This is a genomic window from Vibrio sp. D420a (assembly GCF_030248625.1).
GTDB lineage: Bacteria > Pseudomonadota > Gammaproteobacteria > Enterobacterales > Vibrionaceae > Vibrio > Vibrio fortis_A.
The window spans coordinates 1-19,967 of record NZ_JAHGAN010000021.1 but is presented as its reverse complement, the minus strand read 5'-3'; the positions used below and the strand labels follow the sequence as shown (position 1 = coordinate 19,967).

8 protein-coding genes are annotated in these 19,967 nt (G+C 45.0%); 1 reads left to right on the top strand and 7 read right to left on the bottom strand.

The features are described 5' to 3' along the window. The 6 genes from KI743_RS14280 to KI743_RS14255 form a co-directional block, all read right to left on the bottom strand. The gene (locus tag KI743_RS14280) at positions 1-1,521 is read right to left on the bottom strand and encodes an ABC transporter substrate-binding protein (protein ID WP_285466920.1); all 1,521 of its coding nucleotides are present in this window, start codon (positions 1,519-1,521) and stop codon (positions 1-3) included. Next, entirely contained in the window at positions 1,511-2,344 is an 834-nt protein-coding gene (locus tag KI743_RS14275; protein WP_285466919.1) for an ABC transporter ATP-binding protein, read from the bottom strand. Before KI743_RS14275 ends, KI743_RS14280 begins: the two co-directional genes overlap by 11 nt. 20 nt (positions 2,345-2,364) lie before the next feature. Beyond that, the gene (locus tag KI743_RS14270) at positions 2,365-3,126 is read right to left on the bottom strand and encodes an ATP-binding cassette domain-containing protein (protein WP_285466918.1); all 762 of its coding nucleotides are present in this window, start codon (positions 3,124-3,126) and stop codon (positions 2,365-2,367) included. Between the two features lie 186 nt (positions 3,127-3,312). Continuing rightward, entirely contained in the window at positions 3,313-4,617 is a 1,305-nt protein-coding gene (locus KI743_RS14265) for an MATE family efflux transporter (RefSeq protein ID WP_285466917.1), read from the bottom strand. Between the two features lie 213 nt (positions 4,618-4,830). After that, positions 4,831-5,862, bottom strand: coding sequence for a hypothetical protein (locus KI743_RS14260; RefSeq protein ID WP_285466916.1), 1,032 nt, complete (start codon positions 5,860-5,862; stop codon positions 4,831-4,833). Between the two features lie 326 nt (positions 5,863-6,188). Next, positions 6,189-7,067 (bottom strand): NAD(P)-dependent oxidoreductase, encoded by an 879-nt coding sequence (locus KI743_RS14255; protein WP_285466915.1) that lies wholly within the window; start codon positions 7,065-7,067, stop codon positions 6,189-6,191. Positions 7,068-7,333: 266 nt separating this feature from the next. Here KI743_RS14255 and KI743_RS14250 point away from each other — a divergent pair, with 266 nt between their 5' ends. Beyond that, positions 7,334-8,098 carry a transporter substrate-binding domain-containing protein gene (locus KI743_RS14250; protein ID WP_285466914.1) on the top strand — a complete coding sequence of 255 codons (765 nt, stop codon included), beginning with the start codon at positions 7,334-7,336 and terminating at the stop codon, positions 8,096-8,098. A gap of 88 nt (positions 8,099-8,186) precedes the next feature. Here the strand turns inward: KI743_RS14250 and KI743_RS14245 are convergent. Then, on the bottom strand, positions 8,187-19,967 hold an 11,781-nt coding region (locus KI743_RS14245), incomplete at its 5' end, for a cadherin-like domain-containing protein (protein WP_285466913.1).

Below are 19,967 nucleotides of genomic sequence, written 5' to 3'. Positions count from 1 at the left end.
TTAGTTCACCTCAGTAAACTGGTCGATAAGACGACGTTCACGTGGATCACGCTGTGCATTTTTCACTTTGTCGCTTTCGCCTTGAATCACACGCTCGTGCAATAGAGGAATCGCAGCGTATTGACCCAGAATCAAGTTCTCAGCTTCAATGATAGCTTGTTGACGCAGTTCACCTAGAGGTTGACGGTCAGCATGATCTAGTGCCGCATCCACTTCTTCAGAACAGAACTGACCTAAGTTAAATGAACCGTCACAGCTAAAGTCACTCTGCATGTAAGCAACTGGGTCACCCGAATCTAGAACGGTCGCACGCGATAGAATGAAGGCATCAAACTTACCTGCAAGTGCGTCGTTTTCAATTTGAGCATATTCACGAACGTCTAGCTCAACCACAAAACCTGCCGCTTCTAGTTGCTGCTTTAGAAGTACTGCTACTTCCGGCAGTTCAGCACGGTCGGTAAAGGTACCAATAGTGATCTTCTCACCGTTAGCTTGACGAATTTCCATTGTTTCCATACGTGGATTCTTATCACGTACTGGTTGTGCCCAAGCCAATGCTGGCCCTAAAAGACCTTTAGCAAGATCAGCATGGTTTTCGTAAACCGTTTCAATGATTTGCTCGCGATTCACTGCTTGACCTGCCGCTTTACGCAGAGCAAATTGGCTAAACACTTCAGACTGATTATTTAGATATAGTGTGTTTGTACGAGGCATCGCAACTTCATGTAGTTGAGATTGATCCATCATTGCGATTTGAGAAACCGGAACCGCTTCTACTACGTCAGCTTCACCAGTACGCAGAGCCGCTGCACGTGCGAAGCCGTTAGGCACGTATTCCGCCAAGATGTTTTCAACTTTTGCTTTCTCACCCCAGTAACCATCAAAGCGTGTCAGTCTCGCGCTCGTTGTACCGTTGATTTCTGTCAGGATAAATGGACCAGTACCCGCTTTAATCGAGTTCACACGGCCATCTTCTTGGTAAGCAGCTGTCGATAGAATAGAAAGCTGTGGGCTTGATAGACGGCTTGGCAGAAGTGGATCATTAAACGTTGTTTTTATCTGAACCTTAAAATCACCAATCGCCTCAACTTGCCATTCAATACCATCAAGGATACGTGGCTTCGGCGCTGCATCTAGCGCTTTTTGAAGTGAGTTAACAACAACCGCAGCGTTAAGATCTGAGCCGTCATGGAACTTAACGCCTTCACGTACGTTGAAAGTCCAAGTCATTGGGTCAACTTGTTCCCACTCGGTTGCTAGCATAGGTTCCGCCACCGATTGGTCACTTAGGTTTACCAATGTTTCAGCCGTGCTCCAACGAGACAGCTTGAATGCGTCGTCAGATAGAGGCGAAAGGCCTGTTCTTGGCGGTTGCATCATCGCAACACGAATTTCTGATGATTTAGCAACAGGTGTCGCCGTCTGTTCAGCGTCTTGTTTCTTCTCTTCAGAATCGAAACAACCTGTTAGCAATGTGCTTAGAGCTAGCGCTACTGCTAACTTTGGCGTATTAAGGTGCATACGAGACCTCTCCAATGGTTTTTGTGTATTCATGATTCGTTTTTTGCGCACTCAATAAAGCTCGAGTGGTCATATGTTCGGGTTGTTTCATCACTTGCTTAGCATCGCCGTATTCAGCGACTTTGCCTTTGTCGAGCACTAAGATCTCATCACACAACGCTTCGGCTGCATTCAAGTCGTGAGTCACCAAGATCAGTCGCATTTGGCGTCGCTGCTGGATGGATACAAACAAGTCTAGGACCTGCTGTCGACTCACTGGATCTAAGCTACTGGTGGGCTCATCAGCCACCAGCACACAAGGCTCTACAATCAAAGCGCGAGCAATTGCGACTCTCTGTGCTTGGCCAACGGAGAGCTGTCTTGATGGACGAGCTAATAGTGGCTCGTTAAGTCCAACATCTCTGAGTGCCTTTTCAATTTTTTGCTCTTTATTATCAGTAAGCCCCATGCTGATAAGTGGCTCCAATAACAACTGTTCCACTGTGTAGTAAGGGTTCAAGCTCGATTGCGGCTCTTGTGGAATAAGCTGGATATGCTGGCATAATGCTCTGCGCTGTTTCTCTGAACTTGATGAGAGCGGTTGCCCACAGATATACACCTCACCCGACGTAGGTCGGCGTAAACTGAAAAGCAGCTCAATCAAAGTAGACTTACCGGCGCCTGATGGCCCGACAATCGCCAAGTTCTGAGTTTCGATATTTAGATCAAGTTGATCGAGCGCTTTGAATGGCTTTCCTCCAAGCCAAGCAGGCTTCGAGTAATAATGGACGTTCACATTTTCAAAACGAACTTGTGCGGACATAGGTTGATTATGATTGTGCATAAAGGGACTCCGACTCTGAACTACGGAAGTAGTTGAGCCAGTTGCTGACAGAACTCGTGATTGCTTGAGGTAATCGCCTCTTTCGGAGTACCGTAAGCCACCATAGTACCCTCAGCAATCACCAACAGCTTGTCGCAAGCGAGCGCTGCAGATAAGTCGTGAGTAATCAACATTCCGCCAATGTTTCTTTGCTGAATGCTATTTCTAAATAGAGTAAGGATCTCTGACTCGGTAATCGGGTCAAGCGCACTGGTTGGCTCATCAGCAATAAGCAGATTCGCTCGACCAAGCAGAGCAATGGCTATACATATACGTTGTCTTTGACCACCAGATAACTGACTTGGATACTGCTTTAAAGCCATGTCAGCGTCAGTAAAGCCAAGTTGGTCAAGCAGTGTGAATACGGTTGCTCTGTGAGTCGAGTTGAGACGCGTTTTATTGCCCGTTAAGGCTAAACTAAGCTGTTGCTCGACTGAAGCCAATGGGTTCAGAGCTTGTAACGCGTCTTGAAAAATCACCGCAGGTCTTTGAGCCGCTTCTCTTTGCAGCATCGCTTGCGTGCTGACTTCCTTACCATTGATAAAGACCTCTCCATGAGCATAGACATCTTTAGGTAAGAAACCAGCAACAGCTTTGGACAGCATAGACTTACCAATCCCAGACGGTCCCATAACGGCAAGCACTTCACCCTCTGCAAGAGTAAAAGAGATATTGCGGAAAAGAGACTGATGAGAATCTGAGATTTGAAGTTGATTTACAGCGAGTATTGGTTGTGTGTTCACGACAGCTTGGCTTGTAATAGTATAACATAACAATACTATCATGCGGGTTTGGCTGAGAAAACATCCCGTAAGGGTTAAATCTGACTGTTTTTTGGTTTTCGAGAATAAAGGGCAAGCTCACCTGCCCTTAATTAGTTGGGAATTTCAATACTATGAGATAAACATGTTTGATTTATAAATATGAAGCTATAAACACTTTTCTCGCACTTGCTGGATAGATGGATATAGGAAAACAAAACGTCCAACATAAAAGAGCGTAAAGGCTAGCCATAAACCATGATTTCCCCACTGTGGCACAGCTAAAAGCTGAACCACTAAAAACACCAGCAGCGTTATAAAGCTTGAGTTCCTTACCGGTTTCGTCGTACCTGTCCCGGTGAAAATACCATAGAAAGTCAACCCGTATCCCGCCACCAGTTGGAATACAAGTAACCAAGGGCTCATTTCAAGATACAGGGTGTTCAGTTCCGGTAGCGTGGTGAATAGCATGACGATTTGCTCTTTAAACACCAGAGTTAAAAGCGTCAGTACTACAATAAATGCCGTCGTCCACTGAGTGTTTAACTTAATCACACTATCAAGCAACTTCGGATTTTTCTGCCCTACCGCTTTACCAGCAAACACACTCGAGGCATTAGCAACACCGTCAAACATATAGCTAACGATGAAAGTCACTTGCATCAATATCGCATTCGTTGCTAACACGTCTGGACCAAGCTGAGAACCAACGCGCGCCATCATATTGAAGAAAACCAAAATACAAATCGTACGTAGCAACAGATCCATATTCGAAGACATGATCACTTTCAGATCTTTCTTGGACATTTTGGCTGTAGATAGATGCTCGAACAGCGAAAATTTACATGTCTTAAGAACAAAGCCAACACCGATAGCAAAGGTAGTAACCTGCGCAATCAAAGTAGCAACTGCGACGCCTGCTATCCCCATATCAAAATAGAGTACGAATACTATATCCAAGACGATATTGAGTACGTTACCAAACACTTGCGTGAACAGAGTTTCTTTGGCTTTGGCCTGCCCCATTAACCAACCGATTATGGTGTAGTTCAACAATACAAACGGAGCGCCGTAAATCATGATGTCAAAATAGATCTTGGCGTTTTGCCCAACTTGAGCGTCTGGCGAGATGATCCACTCGGCTCCCATCCATATGAGTGATTGCAGAGCAATGAAAACTAATCCAACACACAAAGCCAGTACAAATGGGCGAAACAGACTACTCGCCTGTTCTGAGTGACTGTTTCTGCCAAGCGCAATAGCACTCTGGCCCGTTGTACTGACACGGAAAAAACCGAACAACCAATATAAGGTGTTCATGATGACGGTGCCGATTGCGACGCCACCAATCAGCTCAGCGACACCGAGTTTGCCAATAACGGCAGTATCTACCGCACCGAGTAAAGGTTGCGTAACAGTCGAGACAATAAAGGGAAAAGCAATCTTAAAGTAATCTTTATGAGTCAGATTCATTAGGGTTTAACTCGGAACAGTTGTGAGTTGAGGTTAAAAAAAGAGCCTCCGTGGATTCGAGGCTCTTGCTTTCTCTAATAGAGAGTCACATTCATCAAGGTAACACAGTCAAGAAAGGCGGATATTTACCTTAATCAAGAAATCTCCCAGATGATAAAGTTAATGATAATTAATATCAATTGTTAATATTGTCTGACATGTTTTTCTAGCGCATCAAGCCTTAGGTAGCTTTAACTGGTAAATCTTCTCTGCTTTCGTCCCCAACAGCCAAAAGCTCACCGCGAGAATCGCAAAGAACAAGGCTTTGTGCATACCTTCCCAAAGGTACTCAAAGAAACGGCTATAAAGGTTCAAGAAGATGAACACCAAAGCGACACCTTTAGTCATATCATCATGGTGCTTCAATCCGAGATAGAGTCCCGCAAGCGAAACCACCAAAAGTAGCACCGACCAATACAGAATCGAGATCTGCTCTATATCCAACCAAATACTGAAATCAGCATGGTTTCCGAATATCGAGAGCAGCCAAAGGGAGAAGAAGAAATAGAGCAAGCCAACAAACTTGGTCACACTTTCAAATTCCATCGCTGCCCTGATCCTTGGTAAAACGTAGAGGCTCGCCACCAGCAAAAGCCCACCAAACAATGCAAAGCGCAGCGGGTAATTCATACCTAGATAGTAGCCATCACTCTGCACCTGATAGGAATGGAAACCAAACCACGCACCTAACGTCATCAGGGCGAATATCCAAACCGTTTGCGAAGGCAGCCAGAGCCCAATCAATCCATAAATCGCTGAGGCTAGTAGAATCAGTGGTGCTAGGTTCTCTGTCTCTATGACCTTTCCAAGGAAAAAGATCGACAGCGCGGTGCTTATCATTCCGAGAACGAACAGCGCCTCATTGGCCAAGACTTTACTTGGGTAGAGTTTCTTTCTGCGAATACCGAACACGTAAAAGCCAACAGCTCCCGCTAAGAAGAACAGACTCTTTGCTAGTTCTGGCGCAGTGAAGATGCTTTGGAACAGCTCTATCAACCACTCATCAAACACAAAGGATAAGGTTGCCAATACAACGCACGTCACCGCAATAGTGAACGAGTAACGAGCAATCTGAGTCCAATCGAAAGCCGACACCTCGAAGGTGCTCGTCAGCTTGTCATGCTCTTCTTGTGTTAAAACACCTTGGGATTGCCACTCATCGAGCGCATTACCAATGATTCTGCGTTCCTTCTTAGACACTTTCATGTCTACCTCTCTTAAACCGATATTCACGAGTGAGAACTTTCTGTTTCTAACTCTATTATGGCTTAAGAGTAACATGGAGTTTCCGTCTCCGTAGATCAGACACGGATAAATTCATGGTTTTTAAGATCTTTAAGGGTTATGAAATCGGGCTGGTACTCGAATTAGTGCTAAGAGATGAAGCAATTGAAGGCGGTAATACGAAGATAAATAAAGCACGTAAATACATACTTTGAGAGGGTGCTTACTGACAAATAAATCAGACAAATAAACATCCCTACTCATGAGAGAAAAGGAAGAAAAATTCTCATGAGCAGGGCTTATTTGTATTACTTCTCTAGCTTAGTGAAGTAGTCAAATAGTACTGGAACGTCGTTTTGACCTAGACCTGCATCAACTGCAGCTTGTAGGCTCTTAGACGTACCTTCAGCAATTAGAGACTCTGTACCTAGGTCTGAAACCATTTCTAGGAAGTAGCCAAGATCTTTGTTCGCGTTTGCTACAGAGAAACCTAGCTTCTCTTCGCCATCTACTGCGTAGAACTTACAGAACTGCATGAATGGAGAGTTAGATGGACCTGCAGACATGATGTCGAACAGTTGTTGACCATCAACGCCAGCCAGTTTTGCAACAGCGAATGCTTGAGACATTGTTGCTACAGTCGTCATACCCATGAAGTTATTTACAAGCTTAGTTACGTGACCTGAACCTAGAGCACCTAGGTGGAATACGTTTTCGCCTTGCTCATCAAGAACAGGTTTAACTTTGTCGAATGTTTCGATGTCGCCCGCAGCCATGATGTTTAGTAGGCCGTCTTTCGCGTGAGCTGGTGTACGACCTAGAGGTGCATCAATCATACCAGCGCCTTTCGCTGCAAGGTCTTCGCCAATCTTACGCGTTGAAGCTGGGATAGAAGTACCGAAGTCAATCAGTGTTGCACCTTCTTTGATACCCGCTAGGATACCTTCATCACCGTATACCACTTTTTCTACAACAGCAGACGTTGTAAGACATAGCATTACGATGTCGCTGTTTTCTGCAAGTTCTTTGCCAGAAGTTGCTTCTTTTGCACCACGAGCTACACAAGCTGCAACCGCTTCTTTGTTAAGATCCATAACGTTTAGCTCATAACCACGTTTTTGTAGGTTCTCAACCATGTTGCCGCCCATAAGACCAAGGCCAATGAAACCAATGACAGGTTTTGTCATAACTAACTCCTAAACTCAAGTAATGTGTTATTGTATGATTATATTATATTGGTGCAGAGCCTATTGTGCAATGACCTTGAGTTAGAATCTGTGATCAGCTAGACGTATTAGGCTTATCATGGGGTATAAATCAGACAATATGTCAGTTAATAGTCAGACTAATTGCTACTTTTGGCAATAAAGTCTAATTACGCGTTGGTTTGATCTCTTTCTTCTTCTCTTTCTGTTAGTTTTAATTCTCACACCAAACACAACAGACAATAACAATGAAAAAGATCTCTTTATTACTCGCTTCAATCGTTCTTGCTGTGAGTGGAACAGCAGCGGCTGACCAGTTGGAAGATATCCAAGAGTCAGGTACGCTAAGAGTGGGCACGACAGGTGACTACAAACCTTTCTCATACTTCGATGGAAAAAGCTATTCAGGCTACGACATTGACGTCGCCCAACACATAGCGGAACAACTGGGTGTTGAGCTCAAACTAGTTCGCACAACTTGGAAAGATCTGCTCACAGACTTAGAAGAAGATAAGTACGATATCGCAATGGGTGGCATCACTCGTAAGATGCAACGTCAACTTGCTGCAGAACAAACCCAAGGTTACATGACTTTTGGTAAGTGCTTTCTGGTCGCCAAAGGTACTGCCGAGAAATTCAATACTATAGACAAAGTTAATCAACCTTCGGTCAAAGTTGGCGTCAACATTGGTGGAACCAACGAAGCGTTCGCAGATAAACACCTGCAACAGGCAAGCTGTACTCGTTATGAGAACAATCTCGATGTACCGAAAGCGGTCGCGACAGGCAAAGTCGATGTGATGGTGACAGAAACACCAGAAGGTTTGTTCTATCAAGTCACCGATGAGCGCTTAGAAGCCGCGCGTTGTGAGACACCATTTACTAATAGCCAATTCGGTTACTTAATTCCAAAAGGCGAGCAGCGCCTACTGAACACAGTCAACTTCATTATGGATGAGATGAAGCTAAAGGGTGTTGAAGATGAGCTATTACAGAAGAACTCTTTAAAATAGCCTCACCCACTATCTAGTCTCTTCTCCTATCTCAACAATTAAAACGCCGACTCAATTGAGTCGGCGTTTCTCCTATAAAGGTTGGCCTTTAGCCATGAATAATCACGTTCTGCTGTACTAGCGCATCTAAGATGTCATCAGGCATGGTACTGGCGAGTGTCAGTTGCGGAGCAAGATCCTCCACCACGATCACTTGTTGTGTAGTGCCCATACCATCTGGATTTATCGTTAGCTCTATATTATTAACGTCTACAACTTTTGCATCTATCTGTTGCAGCAGTACTGCCATATCTAGCGTAGTGTTTTGAAGCTCAGGCAACACTTCTCTCAGATCTATGTTATCCCCTTCCGATAAATCAAAGTCGGTAATCGTGTCCTCAACTCCATCTTGAATATTGAGCCAAACGAACGAGTCCATACCATCGCCACCGGTGAGGATGTCGAAACCATCACCACCGATTAAGGTATCATTGCCATCACCGCCAATCAGCTCATCGTTACCACTACCTCCCTCGATAAGATCATCACCACTCCCCGCTTCAAGAACCGCATTACCGCCATCGCCAAGTAGCTGGACATCATCCGCTGTCGCACTTAAATCGATGTCAGTTGCATCCGCGACAATCGTCAGATTGAGGTCTATCTCTGAGGATGTTGCCCCAGGAGAGATCACCATATTCATGTCGTCTAGCTCCGAAGAAACTGCCTCCAGCTTGATAGTGTATGGTGTTGCGTCTTCAGGAAGGTCGACAATTTTTAGGCTGTCAATCGCATCAGCGGATGCTACCCAGACACCACCATTGAGTGCGACGGTACCGGCACTACTAATCACAGAGGCACCCGCCGGTACATCTTTGATATTCAGAGTCAGGATCTCATTGATGTCAGCCAACGCCGCTACAATACCAACCAAAGGAATACCACTCGCGCTCGCCGTTTGGCTTGCGGTAATGTTGCGAACATAGTTCATTGCAGGGTCGATAGACAAACTCGGTGTATTCGCGACCGGTGTTACCTGAATCGTAAACTCTTCTGGTGGGGTTTCGATGATAATGCCAGATGGGTTGCCGCTGTCTTCCGCTACAACCTGCAGGTTAATACTATTCGATGGAATGTATTGCGTATTCACAAACACCCCGACTGGGTTGGTTGGTGTGTTGAGAATATCGTTAATGTCGGCAGGTATCCCTTCCAGCATAATTGAACTTGTACCTTGCCCACTGACTGTCACTGTCGTTGTTCCAGGAAGAGTTACCGACAAAGTACCAAAATCGACACTTAAGGTGACCGTCATGAAGTCACCCGCATGAAGACCAACATAGTCTGGGTCTGCGACGGTAATGCCGCTAATCAACTGGTCGACATCTTCGTCAATGACTGACGTGACATTGTCACCGTTAATAACAGGCGAATCATTAACACCCGTTACCGTTAAGCTCAATGTGCCACTGTCTGTTAAGAAGTCATCAACGCCATTAGTTTGTCCGTCATCCTGAATGGTATATGAGAAACTGATATCGCCGCTGACCACATCATATTCGTCATTTGCAGTAAATATCCAATAAGGCCCAGTGATTGACATATTGTCATCACCATTAACGTTTTCAAAATACTCTAATAAACCTTGTCCTGATGCCAGAGTCAGTGCGGTGACTGTTCGTAGATCTCCTTCCGGATCAGTTGAAACAGCTATTATATCTTCCGCCTTGATAGTTATCTGATCCCCTTCAGAAATCGTACCTAGATCTATAACATCTACTGCATCTGGAGCATCATTCACCTCGGTAACCTTAATTTCAAATGTGGTTACATTGGTGAGCGGGCCCGGTGCGCCATTGTTACCACCATCATCAACAGTGGCAGTGACTGTCGCAACGCCGCCCTGATTTAGGTAGTTTTCATCAGCGCCAAGTTCAAATCTAACGCTACCATTGTCCAGAGCATCATTGATATCAGCCAAAGTGCCCGTAAGCGTCAATTCAGTTCCAGTACCGGATACAGGCTCTACGGTTACCCCTGTAGAAGAGGTATAACTCAAGATGCCTTGGTCGACCTCTAAATCTAATGTATATATTGCACTTGGATCATCATAGACAGCGTCTGGGTCCTCAATTTTGAAGCCCGACACATCACTTAAGGCTATAGACGTATCTTCTGGAGTCTCTAAATTTTCAATGTTGACGAAGGTTGGTTGGTCATTGATTGGATCAATCACCAAATCCACATCGAACGTGGTTTCTGGACCTAAATACTCAGTATTGTCGGCATCGGTATCTACTGAGCGCACAGAAATAGACAACGGAGTATCAATACCAAGCGCGTTACCAGTGTCGGAATTATGTTCCCCGGAGTTAAATACAATCTTATCGAGTGAGGTTGCATCTACATCTAGTGTCCAAGTATCGGTGCCCGCATCATAAGTGCCTAACGTTGTTCCATCTGGATACAAAATTGAAGCATCTGAAGGGACATTGCTGACGACGACTCGAATTGTCTCGTGATCGTTCTCTGTATAAGTCCCACTGCCTGTAGCCGAAAGTGCGTTATCCAAAACGGTCGCGTTAATTTCAATATCGATATTCTCACCTTCCACGCCTGATATGGAATCAGTCGGGTTAGTATCGATATCATCACCCTCTGGAACAACATGAACTAAGAAGCTTGGTAATGTTCCTGCGTTGGTTGGTACACCAAGAAGGGACTCTTGGGTAAACACCTCGACGCCAAACTCGAAAGTACCACTGAAGTCTTTCGGTGGCAGCACAGATATTTCACTCAAATCAAAGGAATTCGACACACTTGATGGTAGTTGGACACTCCACACGCCTCCACCATTATTCTTAACAGTAAAGTCAGAAGAGTTATCTACTCTAAACTGGAAACCATCTGGCACATCGGTGAACTTGATAGAGACAAACTCTTCCGAACCATCTAGGTCAGTCAATGCAATCGACACAGGACTTGAGCCAGCAAGTGATATCTCCTGATCTTCGGTACCTGTGATTTCGATGATATCAGGGTCACTGCCCGGTCCTGTAATTTGAACATCGTCCACAACAGGAACAACATCGAAACTCACTACCGTTGAGAAAGACTCGCTTGTTGCATCTTCTGTTGTGCTAGAACCACCTTCATTGAACGTCGCCGTATCTAAAATGTTCCCACTCACAGTAACGCTCACAGTGCTGACATCAACACCATTCACATCATCATAAGTCGGGAAGTTTTCTTTCGGTCTAAACAACACGCCCGACAAGGCACCGTTTTCAATTTCACTTTCGGTGAAGGATATGGATGTACCCAATGGCGTTCCAGTATCACTGTAGAATTCACCATTACTGGTGTCAGTTAACGTTAAAGTGATATCAGTGAAACGCTCATCACCGCCTTCAACACCATTGACTTGGTCTGCAACCGAGCCAGAGAAATCAAGCACAATATAGGTGTCTTCATAACCCACAGCTTCAGCGCCCGGTTGACCATCGATATCGACTGGATTCAACGAATCATCCAAAGAACCCGTAATATCGACAGAAATACTTGGCGCTACATCGGTTACCGCAGAGACTTTAATGATGGCGCTAGTATCAAGTACCTTCTCATCACCCGATATCAGGTCTTTGGTGATCACCGTAAATGGCAAGTCAAAGTCACCTGAATAATTTGCAGGTAAATTCAATACCAAATCAGAGAAGTCTGGCGTTACTCCTTGTACCAAAGTGGACTGATATACATACTCGCCGTTAACGAAGTCAATCTCACCACTGCCGCCAATGCTTATATTTATGGTTGTTTCGTCAGGGTCTCCAGGGTTAACAACCACGGTATCATCAATAACGATGGTAATTTGGTCATTAAAGGCATCGCCACCGCTGAAGCTAATGATACTTTCAAGAGCATCACCGAGCATAAGCTGAGTGTCTTCAACCGCGTCGATTGTTTGATTTGGAGTCGCAGCAATATCAGCAGCGATTTCACCACCACCTGCAATTTCTTCAGGGAAGGTTAATGTTATCTCACCTTGTCTCTGAACAATCGCTGAGTTCTGATCACCCGCTTCATCCCCTAAATCTTCAACTTGAGTAAAGACCGTCATTTTGATGCTACTGGTGTTGGTATCTACACCATCATCATATGGTGCAGTTAGATCTAGACCTTCAGGGGCGCTAATCGCAAATGCATCTTCGTCTGTTACCACCCAGCGGCCGTCACCTTCATAGACCGCGCCAGTCACGAGCAATTGACTCAATACCTCTTCTGGCAATGTGCCATCAGTCGTAGTCGTCAACTGAATGACGACTTCGTTAACGACTTCATTGATAGCAAACTCGGGAGACACATCTTCCTCTTTATAATGAATAACGTACTCGCCACTGGTTGCTAGGTTATCGCTATTGGTTGTGAATTTAATAACCCCCGCAGTATCAGAGGTAATCGTTGTCAGTTCCCCACTGCCATCTTCATTGGAAAATACAATCAAATTATCAGCATCTGTTGGTTCTACAACAGGTATAACTTGCACTGTGATTGTGCCTGCAATCGGTGGATTGGCCTCGATAAAACCACCATCTTCGTCCAACAAGCCGCTCGGCGTATATTCGAAATCTCGCTCTTCAACTTCCAGAATTGTAGTGATGGTAAAGTCTTCACTGGAATTTTCCGGAGGCGTTAGTTGGATGAAGTTGTTGACTAAAGCAATCTGGGTAAACTGCTCTGGAGTTTGGGATGCGTCTTTCGGGGTAATGACCAATGTACCGGCAACGCTGTCATCAACGGTAACATCACCATTAACGGCCGCGATAACACCTGCAGGTATTCCATTAATCGTGATGGAAGTAAAATGCTCATCGTCATCAATATAATTTGCACCTTGAGGATGCCAGTCGATATTGATGGCTGTATCTTCGTCTCCGGAAGTAATGTTACTGTAAGTCGCAGAGGTGTCGATCCTTGGTTTGACGAGAACTCGAACTTCTTGGTCGAATGTTAAGGTATGGCCGTCATTCTCTGTAACGACGATTCGCCCTTGAATATGAATATTCTCGGTCGATGAGTCGACAGGTCGAATAATGATACCTGACGTTACGCCAGCTTCAGTGATATTCGCTTCATAGATAGGCTTATCAAGATCAGGGTTACCACTACCATCTTCTTCATAACCAACGAAGTTGAGGTCTATTACCGTGCCATCACCGTCTTCGATGACCACACCTTCAGGGATACCTGATAACACGACAGTTATTGATTCTGAACCATCACCTGCAAGAGGAGCATCAGCTGGATCATCAGGTCTTCGCTCACCAGACAGCACCGTAAAGTCAAGAACTGCGAAGCTGTCTCCGTTCTGGCTCTCTTGGATTGTCGTTTGTACCCCACTCACACCACCATCGGTAAACTCTTCCCAATCAGTGCCGTTAGTACCGCCGAATGGTACATCCGCAACACCAATAACTTCGATATTGACGGTCTTTGGACCAAACGTAACTTCATCGACTACAGTACCAGTTGAGAGGGACGCTTCATCTTTAACTACACCTAGAACATCAAAGGTAAAGTCTTCGTTACTGTGCTCTTTAGGAATAACCTCTACATTAGCTAATTCAGAGTAAAGAATTTCTTGATAATCGATGCCGTCAATTGTCACTGTTGGGATAACGTTGTTGGTTCCTAACTCGTAAAGCTCGGCGCCTTCAGTGATATTGTTGATTCGCACATACAAGGTTTCCGAACTGTCTGAGTCGGCTGATGTGGTCATCGTAATTACTTGGTCCAGTGTCAACGGAACTCTATTGCTTGGATCTCCTACGACATCTGGGTCGAGAATATTATCTTCATTAATGGTTTTACGATTCACGGTTAAGGTGCCCAAATCGGCATCTGGAAGCACATCAATGACGATTGTTCGCTCTTCAGAAGTAGCAAACTGTTTACTGTTAGTACCACTGTTATCGCTATCGAGGAATGGATTACGAGTTTCTTCTGTTAAAGCCACAACTTTGAAACTAATGGTGCCTGAAAAGTTATCAATCGGGTCGACGACTGTGCTATTAATGTCCGCCGCGTCAATAACATAGGGACCTCCATCAGGCCCTATCGGGTTACCTGAACTATCCAACAAAGTGAATTTTCCAGCGCCCTCATCAACCGTAAGTTGATATGTCAGTGTTTCAGGACGAGAAGTATCTTGAGAGTCCGCCTCAAGGTTGAGGGTGATAGTATTTCCGTCCTCCGTTACCGGTATATCTGCGCCCATATTGTCGGTATCTGGGAGATAAGTGAACGTGCTATTTACACCATCCCACTCAGCTTCATCGGCCACCGCTTCTATTTCAATTCTAAAGTTAGAGCTTACGGTGTGGTCAGGTGCACCGTTGTTGTCGATCTCCAACTCATAATTGATTCTGACGCCATTTTCACCAGTACTAAAGTTTCGGTCAGGGACAAAGTAGAGGTTGTCGATGGTAGCAATAATATCTTTTGGATCTGTGGGATCATCAGGGTCTGGCATGAAGCTCTGAACAATATCTGCGCCATCCAGAATGAAATTGCCATCTCCATCTTCCGATAACTTCACATACTCTGAGCCATCAAAGTAGTAGAAGGTACCTCTATGGTTGGTATTGTCGAAGATCTTCAGTTGCCCGATCGCCTCAGTATTGTCTTGATCGTACAAATTCACTTGCAAGGCAACTTGAGCGGGAGCATCAGACAGACCATCTTGATTATCAAAGGTGTTTTCTAGGTCTATTGGCTCGCTACCAGAGGCATAGTCTATTGAAGGGTCACGACCGATATCCTCAGTAGTGGTGACTTTCAATGAAACAGCCGTTGAGTCGCGATCAACAATAGTGATATCTAACGGGGTTTCAGATGTGTCTAAATCCGCATCGGTTGCTATTACGTTAATCGAGAAGTTAATCTCATCACCATCATGGTCTAGATAGCCGTTGGCTCTGAACTCAACTTCACCGTTAGAGTTGATACGCAAGCGCCCTAACTCTCTTTCGTCTATAACATTACCGCCAGCATCATACTCCTGTTCATAAACACGTATCTGTTGACGACCTGAGTTAAGATCATAGGTATCACTTTCTGTGTCACTCGGTCTTCTACGGAATACGATGCCAGTGTCGCCATCAGAAGTACCCTCTATTTGCGTAAGCACAGCCCCATCAGCACCAGTGTCTGTCGCAGCAGCAAACATGTTTACTTTAGAGCCACCATAATTCTGCCCTTCAAGACGAGTAATAGATTGAGTCGTCACAAGAGGAACATCATCCGTCACGGATAGGTTAAGCGCGATAGCGTTAGATTGATCACCATCGAAATCTTCGGCGACCACAGAGAAGTTAAGTGGGATACTGTTTTCTGTATCCGCATCTGGGTGTTTGAGCGGTTTAAACAACTCAAACTGATAGCTGTTGTCGCTCGTATCAAACACAATCTCAAACACAGCTTCGTTGCTTGTCTCTGTTTGTGCTGTGTAGGTAAATGTCGTGCCACTCTCAACGACCGGAAGCCACTCTAAGCTTTCTCCATCAGAGGTGAGCCCAGATAAGACGGCATCAGGGTTTACCAATTCATAGAGGACGACTCCATCAGCACCTTCATCGATGGTAAACAAGCCATTTATGATGGTATCTTCGCTTTGGTCAGAACCAATTCCCGCCAAATCATCTTCGTCGACGACAGTTTCTCCCGTTGGGGCGGTCATAGTTGGACCATCATCCAGTACTTCTATTGGTAATCGGTATTGATTCGAATCATCACCATCTCGATCGACCGCTACCACGTCGAAAGGTATAGTCAGCGTATCGAGATTTGTAGGTGTGGTGGCGTGGTTTAGTGGCCCCAACAAGGTAAAGGTGTAATCACCATCATTGGTCAATGCTAGAGTAAAGATTGGGGTACCCGATGTCTCTGTAGCACCTTGGTAAGTCGTTGTATTAGCCGTGCCTGCTATCTCGGTGATCTCAATACCTTCATTTCCAGACGAAAGCATCGCTTCCAAAGCGGCTATATTGCGAAGTTCGTAAGCATCGACCTGGTCTGCACCTTCAGTCGTAACAAAAGAGCCTGTCGCTTGCGTTGGGTTACCTATATCTTCTTCATCAACAATAAAGGTACTGCCAACTCCTGTATCTGTAATTTCAGGTACGTCATCGGTAATCGTCACGCTGAGCGGCTTCATAGCTGAATCCGTTTCATCGGTATCAACAGAGTAAACTGGCAGTGTGAATACTTGGTCATTATTACCCTGCACGTCAGCATGATCGATCTCTTGCAGCAGTGTAAAGGTGTACTGTCCTAATACGGTGGTAGAGAAATCAATCGTAAAGATATCAACTTCAACGTCGAGGGCATCTTTGGTAAAGCCAACATAATTCCCTGAATCAGCTGGATCTTCTTTTATCTGAATTGCCAAACCGTTCGATTTAAGAGCGCCACCTATATTGAACTCAGTAGGTTCAATGCGGAAGTAGCTTACATCGTCACTACCAGCAGTGAACGTTATCTGTTCCGTCTGGCTAACAGGTAAGCTTGGTGAAGAGCCATCGGCTAAGTTAACTTCACTCAAGCCCACGGGTGGAATGATGTCAATCGTCGGTGGAGCACCATCACTAATTATTAACCTGACAGTTGCGTCTTCGATGTCGAGATCTTGGTCTTGCGATGTCACAACGATCGTCTTAACGATGTCGCCATTTTCATGATCTAAGTTTCTATTTGGCTCAAAGCGAATGTCGCCATTCAATTTAATGAATAATGTTCCTTCTGGATACACAAACTCCTGTTCACCAGTATCGCTTTGGTTTAGAAGTACCTCTGAACCACCATCATAAGTAAACTTAGTAATGGTTGAACCGTCGGCACTATCACCTGTCATGGTATCTAGAATATTGCTACTCACTGTGCCAGATGTAGGCTCAGTAACGAGTAAATCTCCAGACTGCATAACCTGAACATCATCACCGATAATTACTTCGAGCGGTTTAGGATCAGAAACATCACCGTCTGTATCTTGAGCGCTAACCGTCAAGTCAAAACTAATCTCATTATTATCATCGCCATCTGGATGATCCAAACGTTCGAGAAGTGTGAAGGTGTATTTGCTTGGAATCAGATCATCAAACGTTAATGTGAAAATAGGCACTTCAACGCCCGGTGACACGGTGGTAAACGCTAAATAATCTCCCGAATTTACCGGGTCTTCTCGAAGTTCAACGACCAATCCATTTGACTTGATAGTACCCCCAACATTGAACAGCGAGGTATTGACGATAATCTTCGCAATGTCGTCACTACTAGCAATTGTTGTGATGGTATTGGTCTCGCTAATCAAGTTCGAGTCTGGAGAAGAGCCATCGGATAGATTACTTTCCAATAAATTGACGCCAGGAACCACATTCAGCTCTGGGTCTTCACCATCAATGATCGTCAATCGAACACTCGACATAAAGACATCGTTATCAAAGTCTGAAGAGGTGAAAACAATGTTCTTAACGATGTTCCCACCCGAGTGATCTAAGTTTCGGTTTGGCTCAAATCGAACATCACCATCTAATGTGACAAACAAAGAACCTTCCGTGAAGGTAAACTCTTGTTCACCAATAGCCATTTGATCGAGCGAAATTGCTAGCCCACCGTCGTAGGTAAATTCAGTGATAGTCGCACCATCGGCACTTGGCAATGGCATGACATCAACGGTCGCCGTTGTAGGTGTGCCTGAAGTTGGCTCAGTAATCGTTAAGATTCCATCCTGCATTTGCTGAATATCATCTTCAATCGTTACCACAATATCGCGTCGTGCTGACTCTGAATCATCCGTATCAACAGCATAGATAGGCAAACGGAAGTTCAGGTCGTTGTAATTGAGGCCATTTAGATGATCGACCGCCTCTAACAAGGTAATCGTAAATTGACCTTTGCTAACACTATCGAAGCTTATAGTGAAGACATCTGTTTCATTATTTGAACCGTCAGTGGTGAAACCGATGTAATTTCCTGAATCCGCAGGATCCTCTTTCAATGCCACGACTAAGCCGTTCGATTTCAGCAAACCTCCAAAGTTGAATTCATTGGTATCGATACTGAAATGGCTGAAATTGTCACTTCCTTCTGTGTAAGTAATGGTATGCGTTGAACTCACTGGCCCCGAGCTTGGCATCGAGCCATCGGTTAGGTTCACTTCTGACAAGTAAACGTCTGGCACAATATTGATGAAAGGATCAACACCATCCGTAATAGTGAGCGTCACCGTCGCTGTTTCGACATCTTTATCAAAGTCACTTGTGGTAACAGTAATGGTGCGAACGATATCACCACCAGAGTGGTCGAGATTTCGGTCTGGCTCAAATCGCACAGAACCGTCTAACTTAACGAACAGTTTCCCATCTGAAACGGCAAACTCTTGTTCAGTGAAGTTCGTTTGGTCTAAGACGAACGGTCCGTCAGTACCGTACATAAACTGAGTGACCGTTGCGCCATCTGCACTGTCTGTTGGCATCACATCTACAATACCCGTTGACGGTGGCCCACCAGCGCCTGACGTTGTCACTGGTTCAACAATGCTTAACGTACGGTCTTGAGTCTGTTGCAAGTCATCGGTAACTGTCACGTTCAGAGAAGACGAGGCGGAGTCCGTGTTGTCAGCGTCAACCGCTATCACGGGAATATCGAAATCTAAAGTATTGGCAAGGCTTGCATTTGCATGGTCTAACGCTTCCAAGAGTGTGAAAGTGTATTGACCTATGTTGCTGTCTGAAAACTCAAGCGTGAAAACATTGGTCTCAACATTTGACGCGTCAGTAACAAAGCCTACATAGTGGCCTGAATCCGTTGGTTGTTCTTTGATTTCAACGACAAGGCCATTTGACTTCAGAGCTCCCAAAGTATTGAAATTGACGGTATCAACTCTAAAGTGCGTAACGTCATCACTGCCCTCAATGAAAGTTATGACTTTGGTTTCGGCTACTGGCGTGCCTGTTGAAGCAGATCCATCACTCAAGCTCGCTTCATTTAGCGCAACATCTGGGATAAGGTCGATAACTGGAGCATCACCATCTTCAATCGTCACCGATACGGAAGTACTAACAATATCCCCATCACCATCCACTGAGTTAACTGTAATAGTTTTTACAATGTTGCCACTTGAATGGTCCAAATCGGATACAGGCTCAAAGCGCATGCTGCCATCAATAGAGACAAACAGTGTGCCCTCGTCATAAGTAAACGACTGCTCCCCCGCCACATTTTGATTCAGTGTTTGTAGCGCCTCACCATCATAGCTAAAGCTGGTCAGTGTTCCGCCATCCGCACTGCTATCTGGCATTAGATTAATGGTATTAGATGTTTCAACGCCTGTTGATGGTTCTTTGGCGGTCATAGAACCAGCAACTAATGATTGGATATCATCAGTGATAGTGACAGCTAACGGCGACATTAGAGAGTCATCGCCATCGCTATCAACCGCGTATACCGGCAAGTTGAATGTCAGATCATTATTACCCTGAATTGGTCTGTGATCGATAGCTTCCAATAAGGTAAAGGTATATTCACCCAATGTACTGCTACTGAAATCTACGGTGAATACTGTCGTCTCTACATTCAAGATGCTGGTGGTGAAACCAATGTAACTACCCGACCCTGCTGGCTCTTCACGGATCTCAATGATCAAACCATCTGACTTGAGTGAATTGTCTGTATTGAACTCTGTCGGCTCTAATCGGAACTTCTCAACATCATCACTTTGGTTGGTAAACGAGATGGTTTCGGTTTGGCTTACTGCACCAACAATTGGTGACGAGCCATCAGCTAAATCTGCTTCCGCAAGAGCGATGCTTGGCACGGATTCAATAGTCGGGATATC

What these genes read in the sequence shown, in the direction of transcription:
- KI743_RS14280 (WP_285466920.1), bottom strand. Translation starts at nt 1,521, where the DNA reads ATGCACCTTAATACGCCAAAGTTAGCAGTAGCGCTAGCTCTAAGCACA.
- KI743_RS14275 (WP_285466919.1), bottom strand. Translation starts at nt 2,344, where the DNA reads ATGCACAATCATAATCAACCTATGTCCGCACAAGTTCGTTTTGAAAAT.
- KI743_RS14265 (WP_285466917.1), bottom strand. Translation starts at nt 4,617, where the DNA reads ATGAATCTGACTCATAAAGATTACTTTAAGATTGCTTTTCCCTTTATT.
- KI743_RS14260 (WP_285466916.1), bottom strand. Translation starts at nt 5,862, where the DNA reads ATGAAAGTGTCTAAGAAGGAACGCAGAATCATTGGTAATGCGCTCGAT.
- KI743_RS14255 (WP_285466915.1), bottom strand. Translation starts at nt 7,067, where the DNA reads ATGACAAAACCTGTCATTGGTTTCATTGGCCTTGGTCTTATGGGCGGC.
- KI743_RS14250 (WP_285466914.1), top strand. Translation starts at nt 7,334, where the DNA reads ATGAAAAAGATCTCTTTATTACTCGCTTCAATCGTTCTTGCTGTGAGT.